Source organism: Streptomyces sp. NPDC085931, assembly GCF_044540565.1.
Taxonomy (GTDB): Bacteria; Actinomycetota; Actinomycetes; order Streptomycetales; family Streptomycetaceae; genus Streptomyces.
The window spans coordinates 124821-138605 of the sequence record NZ_JBITSK010000004.1; the positions used below are offsets into that span (position 1 = coordinate 124821).

The following is a 13785-nucleotide window of genomic DNA, read 5'->3' on the forward strand; positions in this document are numbered from 1 at the left end:
ACCGCAAAATCTCAACTCGGTTCCACCGTACGTCACATGGCGTGTTCGACACCACAAGCGGGTGGCCGACTTCCGACGGCCAGGCCGAAAACCGACTGTCGGAGCAGACCGATGTCCGTGGAGACCAGGAAATGGCCGCCGGACAGGATCCGGACCTCGACATCGCTTCCGAGTTCCGACCAGCTGTGCGCGGCCTCGACGGGGACGAGCGGGTCCAGGTCACCGACGAAGACCCGGACCGGCATGGTCAGCGGGCCGTCCTGCGGCCGGAAGCGGTACTCGGCACACATCCGGGCGTCCTCCCGGAGCCGGCCGAGGTAGGGCGCGACCCATTCGGGGTGCTCGACGGCCCAGTCCGGAATACTGCCGATGCGGTGCAGATATCGCACGAGCTCCCGCTCGTCCTGGAAGCCTTCGGTGAAATTCCGCCACGGCACGTGCGGTGCCCCGAAACTGGCGACGGCCAAGGCCTTCGGCGCCGGGTCGCCGCACTCGTCGAAATGACGGGTGAGCAGATAGGCCAGGAGCCCGCCCATGCTCTTCCCGAAGAGGACGAAATCATCGTCGCCCACCTCTTTTCGCACCGTTTTCGCGAGGACGGGCACGAGTGCGTCGATTTCCCGGGGCGTTCCGTCTCCCCCGGTCCCGGGTGCCGGAAGGGCGACCGGGACGACGTCGATGCCGGGCGGGGCGTAGGACTGCCACGGGCGGAAGACCGAGGCGTTCCCCCCGGCGTGATGCAGGCACACCAGTTTCGTCATCGCGCCCCGCTCCCGTCTGCCATGAGGTGTCCCAGGTGGTCGGCCAGCGCCTCGACCGTCGGGTGGTCGTACAGGGCCGACTGGCCCAGCCGGCACTCCAGGGTGCGCTGCAGGTTCCGTCTGAGTTCGATCGCCGTCAGCGAGTCCAGCCCCCGGGCGAAGACGTCCTGGCCGTCCGCCGCCCGCTCGGCGCGCTCGCCGAGCACTCGGCCCACCTGCTCCCGGACGTGGGACAGCAGCAGTTCCCTGCGCGCGCTGCCGGACGCCGCGTCCAGCGTCCCGCGCAGGCCGCCGCCGGGCGCCTGCCGCCGCCCGGCACCGGGCATGGCGGCCAGCAGACCCCGCAGCGCGGGGGTGTCACGGTCCGCGAAGCGCTGCCAGTCCGCGGGCAGTACGGCCAGGGCCGCTCCCTCGGGCCGCGCGGTGAGCAGTCGCCCCAGGGCGGCGAGACCGTCCGCGACCGGGACGACACCCTCTCCCCTGGCCTCCAGTTTCGCGTTCACCCCGGCCCGGGCGCTCATCCCGGTGTCCGCCCAGGAGCCCCACTGGACGGACACGGCGGGCAGTCCCTGTCCGCGGCGGTAGGAGGCGAGTCCGTCGAGGAAGGCGTTGGCCGCGGCGTACGTCACCTGTCCCGGTGTGCCCAGCAGTCCCGAGACCGAGGAGAACAGGACGAAGAAGTCCAGCTCCAGGCCGAGGGTGAGGGTGTGCAGGTGCCAGGCGCCCTGGGCCTTGGGGGCCATGACGCGCCGGAACCGCTCCGGCGACTGCAGCAGCAGCACGCCGTCGTCGAGCGCACCGGCCAGGTGCAGCACACCCGCCAGCGGCGGCCGGTCCGGGTCGTCGGCGGACGGTGCCAGGGCCCGGGCCAGCTGCTCCCGGTCGGCGACGTCCGCCGTGAGCACGCGGACGGCGCAGCCCGCGGCGCGCAGCGCCTCGACCTCCCGCAGGGCCGTCCCGGACGGCGGTGTGCGGCCCAGGAGGAGGAGATGGCGGGCGCCGGCCTCGGTCAGCATCCGGGCCGCCGCCAGACCCAGCCCGCCCAGACCGCCGGTGATCAGGTAGGCGGCATCGGGACGGAGGACGGGGTCGCCTTCCGGCCCGGTGGTGGCGCGGGCCAGTGCCTCGACGTGCCTGCGGTGGCCGTCGTAGCCGACGCGGTAGTGCTCCGGCTGCTCCTGCGACGCGCACAGCCGGGCGAGTTCGGCGAACAGCAGGGCGGCGGCGCCGTCCGGCGGGGTGCCGGGGTCGAGATCGACCAGGAGGAGGCGCACCTCGGGGTGTTCGGCCGCGACCACCCTGCCCACGCCCCAGGCCGCGGCCCCGGCGGGTGCGCTGACCCCCCGGCCGCCGACGGGGCGGGCACCCCGCGTGACCAGGCACAGCCGCGGTGCGCCGTCGGCCCGTGCGACCGCCCGCTGCACGAGGCGCAGCAGCGCGGTGCCCTCGGCCAGGCCGTCCGCCGCGGCGTCCCCGGACGCCGCGGCCGACGGGCACAGGACGACCAGGTCGTAGTCCCCGGCGTCCCCGGCGTCCCCGGCGTCCCCGGCTTCCGTGCCGCCGCTGTCCGCGGTCCACGCCGTGTGGTCGGCGACGACGTCGCAGTGCACCCCGTGCAGACGGGCGAAGTCGCCGAGCGCGGCGCCCGGCGGGCCGTCCGACACCACGAGCCAGCGCCCCGCGGCCGGTGCCGGGGCGGGCAGGCCGGTGGGGGTCCAGCGGGTCTCGTACAGCCAGTCCCGCCAGGCCTCGCGCGCCGCCGGGATCATCGTCTCGCGGGCCGCGCGCTTGAGCAGCACCCCTTCCAGGGCGAGCAGCAGCGTTCCGTCCGGGGCCCACAGGTCGACGTCGGCGCGCAGGGTCTCCGGGTCCTCCTGGTCGGTGGGCCGCAGCCGGGCGTGGCACCACGCCTCGTCCCCGGCGGCACGGCCCTCGATCCGGATGCGGTCCACGCCGAGCGGCACGTAGGTCCGCCGGCCCAGCTTCTCGGGGTAGGTGACGGTCAGGGCGAGGAAGCACGCCTCCAGCAGCACCGGATGGACCCGGTGACGGGCCGACTCGGGGCGCGTCACCGGACCGAGGACGATGTGGGACAGCGCCTCAAAGTCGCGGTGCCAGAGCCCGTCGGTCACCTGGAACAGCGGGCCGAGGTCGATCTCCCGCTCCCTTTCCCGCTGGTAGATCTCCTCGGGCGGCAGCGGATGGTCCGCGAAGGACTTCCGCAGCGCGTCCAGGGTGCCGGGCGGCGACAGGGGCGCCGTGGCGTCCGGGCCCGCGGGCGTGAGCTGTCCCGAGGCGTGCAGCGTCCAGTCGGCCCGCGCCGGCCCGGCCGCGGGGCCGGCCGGCAGGGGGCTGGAGTGGACCTCGAAGGAGTAGGTGCCGTCCTCGTCGGGCGCCAGGACGATCTGCATGCGCCGCAGGGTGCTGTCGTCGGGGAACACCATGGCCCGGTGAATGTGGAAGTCGCGCACCCGGGCGGGCACCGGCCCGAAGACGTCGCCCGCCGCGGCGCAGGCGAGTTCCTGGTAGGCGACGCCGGGCAGGACGACGGACCCGAACACGCGGTGGTCGCGGAGCCACGACAGGGTGGGCACCCCGACCGTGGAGGTGAACCGCACCTCGCCGCTGCCCGCGAGGTCGAGCCGGGAACCGAGGAAGGCCGCGGTGTCCGGCCCGGCGTCCTGCGCCGGGCCGCCGCCCGGCCCGGGCGCGTCGACCCAGTGGCGCCGGCGCTGCCAGGCGTACGTGGGCAGGGGGACGCGGCGCAGGTCGTGGCCGCCGAACACCGCGTTCCAGTCCGGGTCCACACCCGCCTCGTACAGGGCGCCGAGGGCGCCGAGCAGCTGGTCGTGACCGCCGCCGGCCCGCAGGCTGGGGATCAGGACGGCCGTCCCCTCGTCGAAGAGGTCCTCGACGAGCTGGAGCAGGGTCGGCTTGGGAGAGATCTCCAGCAGCCTGCGCACGCCGGCCGCTCGCAGGGCCGTCGCCGCGTCGTGGAAGCGCACCGGCTCGGTGATCTGGCCGACCCAGTACCGATGGCCGGCGATCTCCCCGCCGATGGGTGCGCCGGTGACGGTGGAGACGATCTCGATCCGCGGCTCGTGGTAGCGCACGGAGCGGGCGACCGCCTCGAACTCCGCCAGCATCGGCCGCATCAGCGGTGAGTGGGAGGCGATGGAGATGTCCAGCCGGCGGTGGCGCACCCCCAGGCCGGCCAGCGCGGCGCAGGCGTCGGCGATCTCGTCGGCCCGGCCGGAGATCACGGTGGAGCGGGGGCCGTTGACGACGGCGACGGAGCTGTGGGGGCCCAGCAGCCCGGCGACGGTGGCCTCGCCCGCGGCGACGGCGACCATGGCGCCGGACTCCGGCAGGGCCTGCATCAGCCGCCCGCGTGCGTGCACCAGGGTCAGGGCGTCCTCCAGGGAGAACACGCCGGCGAGGCAGGCCGCGGCGTATTCGCCGTGGCTGTGCCCGAGCAGCACGTCGGGCCGGACCCCCCAGGACAGCCACAGCTGCGCCAGCGCGTACTCGAAGGCGAACAGGGCGGGCTGGGCGTAGCGCGTCTCACCGATCGCCGAGGGCTCGTCCTGTGCGAACACGACCGACAGCAGGGGCCGTTCGAGCCGGTCCCGCAGCAACTCGTCGCACCGGTCCAGGGCGGCCCGGAACACCGGCTCCCGGTCGTACAGCTCCCGTCCCATGCCCGCGTACTGGGGGCCCTGGCCGGGGAAGAGGAAGGCGAGGCGGCCCGGCGGAGCCGTCGCCCCGCCGGGCGCCTCCCTGAGCCGTGCCGCGGCCTCGGCGGGGGATCCGGCGACCACGGCACGGCGGTAGGGGAAGTGCCGGCGGCCGACGGCCGCCGTGTGGGCGGCGTCCGCGAAGGAGTACTCCGCGGGGACCGTGTCCAGGTGGCCGGCGTAGCGGTGGGCCAGCTCCGCGAGCGCCTGTTCGCCGCGTGCGCTCACCACCAGCAGCCGCGCCCTCGGCCGGGCGGTGCCGCGGTCCGGGCCGGGCTCGGTGTCCGGTGCCTGCTGGACGACGACGTGCGCGTTGGTGCCGCCCACCCCGAGCGAGGTGACTCCCGCCGTGCGCGGGGCCCCGCCGGTGTCCCAGGCGGTGGTCTCGGTGCTCACCCGGAACGGGGAACGGGCGAAGTCGATCTCGGGGTTGGGCTCGCGGTAGTGCAGGCTGGGCACGAGCATGCCGTGGTGCACGCACAGGGCGGCCTTGATGAGTCCGGCCACACCGGCGGCTTCGTCCAGGTGCCCGATGTTGGTCTTGACCGAGCCGACGGACGTGGTCGCGCCGTCCGCGCCGTCCCCGAACACCCCGCCGAGCGCGGCGAGTTCGATGGGGTCGCCCAGGGCCGTACCCGTGCCGTGGGCCTCGATGTAGCCGACGTCCGAGGGGGTGACGCCGGCCCGTGCGAGCGCGGTGCGCACCACCTCGGCCTGCCCTTCGACGCTGGGGGCGGTGAAGCTGAACTTCTCGCTGCCGTCGTTGTTGACGGCCGAGCCCTTGATGACGGCGATCACCCGGTCGCCGTCGTCGAGGGCCCGGGCCAGCCGCTTGAGGACGACGATGCCGCAGCCGTTGCCGAACAGCGTGCCGGTGGCGTCGGCGTCGAAGGCGCGGGTGCGGCCGTCGGCGGACATGATCATGCCCTCTTCGTGGAGGTACCCGGCGTCCTGGGGCACGACGACGTGCACGCCGCCGGCCAGCGCCATGTCGCTGTCGTCGTCGAGCAGGCTGCGGCAGGCCAGGTGCACCGCCACCAGGGAGGTCGAGCAGGCCGACTGCACGCCCACGCTCGGGCCGCGCAGGTTCAGGGCGTACGACACCCGGGTGGCGAGGTAGTTGCCGTCGTTGCCGAGCTTCAGCTGGAACTGCTCCAGATCGGACTCGGTGAGCGCCTTGCCCCGCCCGTAGCCGAACCGCGGCGCGAGGTTGTTCAGGAGGTAGGTGCTCATGCCCGCCCCCGCGAAGACACCGACCCGGCCCGCCGCCGCGCCGCCGGGCGGATATCCGGCGGTCTCCATCGCCTCCCAGGCGCATTCCAGGAACAGCCGCTGCTGCGGGTCGAGCAGCTCCGCCTCCTTGCGGCTCAGCTGGAAGAACTCGGCGTCGAACAGGTCGATGCCGGGCAGGACCGCGCCGGCCGGGACGAAGTCCGGATGCCCGGCGATGGTGTCGTCCCGCTGTCCCGCGCCGCCGCCGGGCAGCGGGCCGGCGGATTCGACCCCGCGCAGCAGGTTCTGCCAGAACGTCTCCACGTCCGGTGCCCCGGGGAAGCGGCCCGCCATGCCGACGATGGCGATGTCCTGCGAGCCGTCCGCGCCGTCGCGCCGCGCCCCGGCCCGCCGCTGCCCGCCCGCCCCGTCGCCGCCGTCCCGGCCGGACCGGTCGAGGTGGGCGGCGTACGCCCGGATCGTCGGGTACCGGAACAGGTCGGCCATCGGTACGTCGTGACCGAGCCGGCGCACCAGCTCGCGCCGTACCCGGACCAGGAGCAGGGAGCTGCCGCCGAGGTCGAGGAACCGGTCGTCGACGGAGATCTCCGTCAGCCGCAGCACCTCGCGCCACACCTCCACCAGCACCTGCTCGGTGCCGCTGCGGGGGGTGACGGCCTCCTGCGCGGCGAGCCGTTCGAAGGTCTCGGGGGGCTCCAGCCGGGCCCGGTCCGTCTTGCCGCTCGCGGTCAACGGCATCCGCGGCAGCAGACGGTACGCCTCGGGCAGCATCAGCCGCGGGAGCTTCGGCCTCAGGAAGGCGTCGAGCAGGCGGGGGGCCGCGCCGGGGTCCAGCGCCGGGGCGGGCACGACATGGGCGACGAGCCGGGTGTGGCCGTCGATCTCGTGGGCGAGCACCGCCGCGTCCTGCACCCCGGGGTGCTCCAGGAGGAGGGTCTCGATCTCCTCCACCTCGACGCGCACCCCGTTCACCTTGGTCTGGGTGTCGATCCGGCCGCGCAGCTCGATCACGCCGTCCTGCCCGACCCGCGCCAGGTCACCGGTGCGGTAGAGCCTGCCGCCGCCGGCCGGGTCGTCCAGGAACCTGAGCGCGGTCAGGTCGGGGCGGCCCACGTAGCCCGGGGACACACCGGCGCCCAGGACGCAGAGTTCGCCCTCGTCGCCCGCGGGCACCTCGGCGAGGTCCTCGTCGAGGATCCGGACCCGCACGCCGTCGATCGGGCGGCCGATGGGGACGACGGCGGGCCAGGTGGCGGGGTCGCCGTCGAGGGTGTGGGCGGTGGCGTCCTGGAACTCCGTCGCGCCGTAGTGGTTGTGCAGCCGGGCTCCGGTGCGGCGGAACAGGTCCCGGATGTGCGGGGTCGTCCGCAGCTGCTGGCCGGTGGTGACGACCTCGCGCAGCGGGGGGAGTTCGCCCCCCTCCTCGGCGACGGCCTGGGCGACCTGTTCGAGCAGGGGGACCGGGAGGAACAGCCGCTCGACGCGCTGCCCGCTCAGGTGGGCCGCCAGCGCGAACGGATTGCGCCGCACCTCGTCGTCCGCGAACACCAGGGTGCCGCCGAAGCCGAGGGTGGAGAAGATCTCGTGGAACGAGAAGTCGAAGCTGAGCGCGCACACCTGGGCGGTGCGCATGCGGCAGCTGCCCGGCCGTGCCCGGTCGTGCCAGCTCAGCAGGTTCACCAGGGCGCCGTGCGTCATCAGGGCGCCCTTGGGGGCCCCGGTCGAGCCGGAGGTGAAGAGGGCGTAGGCGATGTCCTCGCCGGTGAGCGCGGGGTCCTCAGGCGCGGCGCTCCCCGGCGGGGCGTCGCCGGCCGGCCGGCACTCCTCGTCCAGCGGGAGCACCGGCACGGGAAGACCGCCGGGCAGCGGCTCGCCGTCGGTGATCACCAGGGCCACGGCGGCCGTGCCGGTCACGTGCCGGACCCGTTCCACGGGGTCGGCGAGGTCGATCGGCACGTAGGCGGCGCCCGCGCGCAGGACGCCGAGCATGGCCGCCACGGCCTGGGGCGACCGTGCCAGCCTGATGCCGACGAAGTCGCCCCGCCGCACGCCCGCCCGCCGCAGGGCGCCGGCCACCCGCAGTGTCATGGCGTCCAGTTCGCCGTAGCTCACCTGCCGGGTGCCGTGCACCATCGCGGCGGTGCCGGCCCCCGGGCCGTCGCTGTGCCGCCGGACCAGTTCGTGGACGGTGCCCGACGGGTGTTCCCAGGCGTGGTTCGGCATCAGGCCGCCGAGCGGGACGACAGGGAGGGGAAGTAGTCCTGGCGGGTGCCGTCCCGGCGGATGTCCCAGGTGGCGCAGTGCAGGGAGCCGCCGTACTCGAAGACGTCGCGGAAGGGGACGGTGAACACCTCGAAGCCGAACGAGTACAGCAGGTCCTGCAGCGGCTTCTCCTGCTCCTCGCAGATCACCTTCTCCGGGGAGATGCTGAGGACGTTCATGGAGAGCCACTTGGAGGACTGGCAGTACAGCGGCATGTCGTCGTTGGTGAGCACCGGCTCCGGCGCGTCCACCAGCTGCCAGCCGTCGTCGGTGAACATCCGCCGCTCCGCCTCGCGGATGGGCCGGTCGGGGTTGGTCAGGACGAGCCCGGGGCGCAGCGGGACGAAGGTGCAGTCGATGTGGGACGGGAAGTAGTCGAGCGGGAAGTGCACGGGGTGCACCCGGAAGCCCTTGGGCTCCAGCGTCCGCTGCAGCCAGCGGATGCCGGCCCGGTTGGTGGTCATGGACTCCTGGACGAGGATGTCGCGTCCGAGGCGGCTCATGTCGGCGGCGTCGAAGACGACCTCGTCCTGCGTCACGCAGAACTCGGACTCGTGCATGCGGGCGTGGCGTTCCTCGATCGGCCACTCCCAGAAGTCCTGGCGGTACATGGAGTCGGCCATCGTGGGCTTGGGCGCCACGGTCCAGGCGACCCGCTGGTCCGACTCCCAGTACTCGTACACCAGCTTGCGGTAGGGCTCGTACTCGAAGTAGCGGGCCCGGCGCGACATGGTCGCCTCGACGATCTCGTTGCCGAGCGTGATCATCACGTCCCGCGGGCACACCGCGCAGTACTGGTTCTCGACCTCGAAGCCGGGGGTGCGCAGGGGCTGGGAGAAGTCGTACGGCGCCGGGCGCCGGACCGTCACGCCGTGCGCGGCGAGCAGTGCCGCCAGGCCGTCGAGCTGCTCGTTGGCCCGCGCCACGGCCTCGTCGGACTTGGGGCCGGTGGGGAAGGGCACGTCGGCCAGGCCGCGGACCGCCGGGCGGTTGCCGGGTTCCGTGGGTTCGAAGCACGCTCCGGTGGCGGAGCCGACCACGACCTCCTGGAGGGTGTCCCACTCGTTCCACGCGTTCACCACGGGCATGGTTCCGCTGCTGTTGGTCATTGGGGGTTCCTTCTCATCCTGCGATGGTCAGAAGTCGGTGGTCGGCCCTGCCCGCCGTCAGCGCCCGGACGCGGGAGACATAGACCGATCTCGCCGGACCGACGAGGTCCACGGCGGCTACGGGGTCCACGGCGCACAGTCCGTCGACGAGCCGCGGCAGGCTTGCCGTGTCGAACCACTGCTCGGTGAGCATGTGCCGGTAGGCCTCGGGGGTGTCGTCCACCCGTTCGCCGGTGAGCGGCGAGACGACGGCGGCCGTGGCCGGCCGGAAGTCGGCGTCGGCGAGCAGGGACTGGAACTCGTCCCTCTCCGGCAGGGCCCACGGGCAGTGCTCGGCCCGGTCGATGCGGTCGAGCACGGCGGTGCCCAGCGTGCCGAGGCGGCGGGTGAGGGCTTCGGTCTCGCTGCCGCGGAAGCTGAGGGCGATCAGTCCGCCTCCCAGGTCGACCGAGAGCCACGGCGCGTCGTCCGCGGTCGCCAGCACCTCCAGGAGCCGTTCCGCGTCCCCCTCCGACGAGGGCAGCAGCGCGAGGGTGATGCCGTTGGGGCGTGCTTCCTTCCGGGCGATCTGGGTGTTGTTGATGTCCCGGATCAGACGGAAGCAGGTCTCCTCGGTGATCACTCCGGCGGCGAGCAGGCTGGGGATGCAGCCGGCGCTCATGCCTCCGAAGGCGGTCCAGCGGGGCTCCTCGGCCGAGGTGCGCCGCAGCAGCGCCACGGCGAGGAGGGCCTCGTGCACGGTCGAGGACAGACCGGCGTGGCCGTGCGTCACGTCGAGGTGGGCGGGGTCGAACCCGCAGACGGCACCGGCCAGTTCGAGCAGGGCGTCGTCCTCGTCCAGGACGGCGGTCAGCTCGTCCCGGGTGAGCGGCACCAGGCCGGGGAAGATGAGCGCGCGGTCATTCGGCACGGGCGACACCGCCGGTCTCCGGTTCGATGCCGCAGTCCGGGTCCAGCTGCATCGACTTCACGACGAAGGTGGACGGTTCGAGCACGATGTGGGTGTCCAGCCCCAGGCCCTCGATGTAGCGCAGGATGCCGCGCCAGTCGAGGATGGTGGTGTACTGCTCGACGGCCAGCCGGGTGATCGCCGCACCGCTCGTGTAGGGCCTCGCGTCGTGGCTGATCAGCGGGATGTCGAGGTTGCGGCACGGGTCGGTGAAGCGCCACTCGTCCGCGAACGTCTTGCGGACCCCGTCCATCAGGTCGCAGTGCCCGGGGTAGCTGAACGGGATCGGCTTGTACAGCGCGCCCGCCTTCATCAGGGCCGGCTTCATGGCGTCCAGGTCCGAGGTGCGGCAGGCGGCCAGGAACTGGTTGCTGGAGACGTACCCGGACAGGTGCAGCAGCTGGTCGACGCCGTGGGCGCGCAGTTCCCGGAAGACGGCTTCGTGATCGCCGTTGTAGAAGAAGACGCTGACGTAGTCGGTGCCTTCGAACACGTCGATCTCGATGGCCGCCATGGTGTGCGACATGCGCACCATGTCCTCCAGCGACACCCAGCCGACGGCGGCGGCGGCGCTGATGAAACCGAGGCTCATCCCGGTCACGCAGACCGGCTCCACCTCGCGGCGGCGCACGTCCTGCCGGTAGCCGACGACGCCCATCAGGTTGATGAGCGGGCGGCGGAACCGGGGATCGTTGAGCTGGTCCTCGTCACCGTCGCGCAGCACGCCCCGGAAGTCGATCGACAGGGTGTCGCTGGCCAGGTCGAGCGCGAGTTGCATGGGCTTGGAGTCCAGGCAGCGCTGCCGCACGTCGGCGTCCAGGTAGACCTGCGAGGGGAAGACGTACACACCGGTGGCGGTCACAGCGAGGCCCCCTCGTCGACGATGACGACCTCGCCGTTCACGGCGGCGAAGTCGGGGCCGGTGATCCGGCGGATGACCGCGGCGACCTTCTCCGGCGGCATCAGCCGCTCCTCGAAGTCGGGGCCCATGACCTCCTCGACCACCTCGCGGGGCACGGAGTTCAGCAGCTTGGTGTCGCGGATCGGCCCCGGGGAGACCGTGGTGAAGCGCACGCCGAGCCGTCCCCATTCGCGGGCGAAGCCGCGGGTCATCATCTCGATGGCGGCCTTGCTGGTGATGTAGCCGATCGCTCCGGTGATGTAGCGCCGGGTGAGGATCGAGGAGACGTTGACGACGCTGCCGCCGCCCGTGGCGGCCAGGGTCTGGGCGCTGATCGCGTTGATCTGGTACGTGCCGAAGACGTTGGCGTCGATGACGGACTTGAACGCCTCGGCGTTGGAGATGGTGGCCACGGCGGCCTCGTTCGTGACGGCGCAGTTCACCACGACGTCGCAGGGGCCGGCTTCGAGGAGCAGGGCGCGGATCCGGGCGCCGCCGACGTCCGGCGTGGGCAGGGACAGCTGCCGTATCTCCGCGGTGCCGCCGGCCTCCTGCACGCCCGCCGCCGCCTTCTCCGCCTCGTCCTGCCGGCCGTGGTACGTGATGAAGACCTTCTGCGCCAGCGGCGCGAACTGCCGCGCCACCTCCTGGCCGAGGCCGCTCGTACCGCCGATCACGACGACGTTGCGGTACTCCTTCGCCTGTTCTGCACTCATGGTTGTTCCCCCTCGAAAGGTCCGGGATCGGCCGGCGCGTGCCGCAACAGGCCGTCGGCGAGCGCCTGTACGCGGTCCCTGTCGACCCGTCGTCCCACGCGCGGCTGGTAGTGCGGATAGGGACGGCGGTACTCCTCGCGGGTCAGGGAGGACTTGACCGCGGGAAGCGTCCCGTCGGGCGTCTGGAAGTAGTCCTCGCAGACCGCCTCCAGGGACAGCCCGTCCGTGAGCGCCAGGTGGAGGGTGCTGTCGTTGTGAAGTCCGGTGGTGAACTCGACGCGGCGGCAGTTCAGCACCTCGAAGAGGTAGTCGACCAGGAGCATGGCCGCCTCGATGCCGATGCCCGTGCGCCACAGCCGCTCGTCGCCCGTGGCGCCGCCGACTTCGTAGACGCCCTCGCCCAGCCGCCAGAAGTGGGCCACCCCGACGAGCGTGCCCTGCCGGTCGGTGATCAGGGCGCCACGGCGGCCTTCGCCCTCCAGCCCTTGGTACTGGGAACGGCGCACCAGATGACTGGAGGTGCCCCGCAGCAGGGTCTCGCACTCGGTGGCGGTCAGCCACTTCGCCACGGTCTCCAGGGAGTCCGGCGAGAACGGCACCAGTTCGCACAGGAGCCCCTTCACGCGTGCTCCTAGGCGGCGTTCAGCTGGTCGTGGACGCTGCGCAGCGAGCTCACGTCCTCGACCTTGAGGTCGTAGACCTTGTCGCCGAAGACCGGCAGCAGAGCGGAGGCGAACCGGAGGGTGTCCATCGACTCCAGGCCGTACGCGCTGTCGCGGCCGAAGACCACGGTGTCGTCCCCCGGGGCCTCGCCGCCCGAGCGCTCACCGAAGAGGGTGAGGAATATCTTGCGGAGTTCGTCCATGATTCTCACGCTTCCACTCGTATGTCGTAAGGCAGCCGGAAGCAGAGCGAGCCCCACATGAATCCGGCTCCGATGGCCCCCACCGCGATGACGTCGCCCGCCGCGGCCCGGCCGTTCCCGGCGAGGCGCCACAGCGCGGTCAGCGGTGACGCGCCACCCGTGTTGCCGAGGGTGTCGACCGTGACGGCGACCTTGGCCATGTCCACTCCGACGGAGCCGGCGATGTGCTCGATGAGCCGCAGATTGGCCTGGTGCAGGGCGAACCCCGCGACGTCCTCGATCTCGACGCCGGCCGCGTCGAGCACCGCCGCGAGCGACTTGGGGACCCTGGTGGTGGCCTCCTGCCACACGGTGGGACCGTCCATGGTGAGGTAGGGCGTGACCGCCGACTCGTCCGCGGGATCCTGCCGGTTCAGCAGCGCGGTGCCGGCCAGGGCGACCTGCGGGGAGGGCGAGTTGCCCAGGTCGTAGGCGAGGAGGCCGTCGGATCCGGGCGTCTTGGTCAGCACGGTGGCGCCGGCCGCGTCCCCGAAGAACACGCGGACCACGCGGTCCGTCGGGTCGGTGGCGCGCGACGGTCCCTCGGCGCACACGACGAGGGCGTTGTGCACATCCGGTTCCTGGAGCAGGCAGGACGCGGTGTAGACGGCGTAGACGACGGACGCGCAGGCGTGCTGCGTGATGTCGACGATGCGCGGGGTCTCGATGCCGAGGCGGTCGGCGAGCAGGACTCCGAGGGAGGGCATCACCCACTCCGGGCTGCTGCAGGTGACGACCAGGACGTCGATGTCCCGCATGCTCAGGCCGGCCTGCCGGACCGCCTTGCGCGCGCTGGCCTCGGCCAGGTCGGTGATGGTCTCGCCGTCGGAGAGGTAGCGCCGCTCCCGGATGCCGGTCTTCCGCTCGATCCAGCCGGGCGAGGTGTTCAGCGTCTCGCAGAGCTCTTCGTTCGTGACGACCCGGTCCGGCAGGGCGATGCCGACGCTGAGCGGACTGGTCGGGGTGAGTTGCCATCTGGGCACGCGGCCTCCTCCAGGGTCGGACGGGTCGGGGACGGTTCGGTGAGGACGGCGGGCCGACCGCTGCGCGGTGTTGCACGCAGCGGCCGGCCCACACGTCCGGGCGTCAGCAGCCCTCGCTCGCGCCGCTGGCGGGCAGCTCGACGCCGTCGGCGACGATCTCGGTGCCCTGCAGGTCGATCACGTTGGTGAGATCCATGACATTTCCCCCTTTCCGGGTTTCGGTTCCTATG

General features: G+C 72.8%; 9 protein-coding genes. All 9 read right to left on the reverse strand.

The window, feature by feature from the left end; genetic code table 11:
- Nucleotides 1-32: 32 nt before the first annotated feature.
- The 9 genes from ACIGAN_RS09310 to ACIGAN_RS09350 are packed head-to-tail and all read right to left on the reverse strand — an operon-like array spanning nucleotide 33 to nucleotide 13555.
- Nucleotides 33-761 (reverse strand): thioesterase II family protein, encoded by a 729-nt coding sequence (locus ACIGAN_RS09310; RefSeq protein ID WP_399856384.1) that lies wholly within the window; start codon nucleotides 759-761, stop codon nucleotides 33-35.
- A complete protein-coding gene (locus ACIGAN_RS09315) occupies nucleotides 758-7954 on the reverse strand; it encodes an amino acid adenylation domain-containing protein (protein WP_399856386.1) in 7197 nt (2398 codons plus the stop codon). Before ACIGAN_RS09315 ends, ACIGAN_RS09310 begins: the two co-directional genes overlap by 4 nt.
- Nucleotides 7954-9102, reverse strand: coding sequence for a glycine amidinotransferase (locus ACIGAN_RS09320; protein WP_365095673.1), 1149 nt, complete (start codon nucleotides 9100-9102; stop codon nucleotides 7954-7956). Before ACIGAN_RS09320 ends, ACIGAN_RS09315 begins: the two co-directional genes overlap by 1 nt.
- A 13-nt stretch (nucleotides 9103-9115) precedes the next feature.
- Entirely contained in the window at nucleotides 9116-10012 is an 897-nt protein-coding gene (locus ACIGAN_RS09325; protein ID WP_365739531.1) for a hypothetical protein, read from the reverse strand.
- A complete protein-coding gene (locus ACIGAN_RS09330) occupies nucleotides 10002-10913 on the reverse strand; it encodes an ACP S-malonyltransferase (RefSeq protein ID WP_365095679.1) in 912 nt (303 codons plus the stop codon). Before ACIGAN_RS09330 ends, ACIGAN_RS09325 begins: the two co-directional genes overlap by 11 nt.
- Nucleotides 10910-11668: an SDR family NAD(P)-dependent oxidoreductase gene (locus ACIGAN_RS09335; protein WP_365095681.1), complete on the reverse strand. Its 759-nt coding sequence runs from the start codon at nucleotides 11666-11668 to the stop codon at nucleotides 10910-10912. The genes ACIGAN_RS09330 and ACIGAN_RS09335 overlap by 4 nt, the downstream gene beginning before the upstream one ends.
- A complete protein-coding gene (locus ACIGAN_RS09340) occupies nucleotides 11665-12291 on the reverse strand; it encodes a GNAT family N-acetyltransferase (RefSeq protein WP_365095683.1) in 627 nt (208 codons plus the stop codon). The genes ACIGAN_RS09335 and ACIGAN_RS09340 overlap by 4 nt, the downstream gene beginning before the upstream one ends.
- 8 nt (nucleotides 12292-12299) lie before the next feature.
- A complete protein-coding gene (locus ACIGAN_RS09345; protein WP_365095686.1) occupies nucleotides 12300-12533 on the reverse strand; it encodes a hypothetical protein in 234 nt (77 codons plus the stop codon).
- A 5-nt stretch (nucleotides 12534-12538) separates the two neighbouring features.
- Nucleotides 12539-13555: a 3-oxoacyl-ACP synthase III family protein gene (locus tag ACIGAN_RS09350; RefSeq protein ID WP_365739527.1), complete on the reverse strand. Its 1017-nt coding sequence runs from the start codon at nucleotides 13553-13555 to the stop codon at nucleotides 12539-12541.
- Nucleotides 13556-13785 lie beyond the last annotated feature (230 nt).

Coding starts and splice junctions, on each gene's coding strand:
- ACIGAN_RS09320 (WP_365095673.1), bottom strand. CDS start 9,102: ATGACCAACAGCAGCGGAACCATGCCCGTGGTGAACGCGTGGAACGAG.
- ACIGAN_RS09310 (WP_399856384.1), bottom strand. CDS start 761: ATGACGAAACTGGTGTGCCTGCATCACGCCGGGGGGAACGCCTCGGTC.
- ACIGAN_RS09315 (WP_399856386.1), bottom strand. CDS start 7,954: ATGCCGAACCACGCCTGGGAACACCCGTCGGGCACCGTCCACGAACTG.
- ACIGAN_RS09335 (WP_365095681.1), bottom strand. CDS start 11,668: ATGAGTGCAGAACAGGCGAAGGAGTACCGCAACGTCGTCGTGATCGGC.
- ACIGAN_RS09345 (WP_365095686.1), bottom strand. CDS start 12,533: ATGGACGAACTCCGCAAGATATTCCTCACCCTCTTCGGTGAGCGCTCG.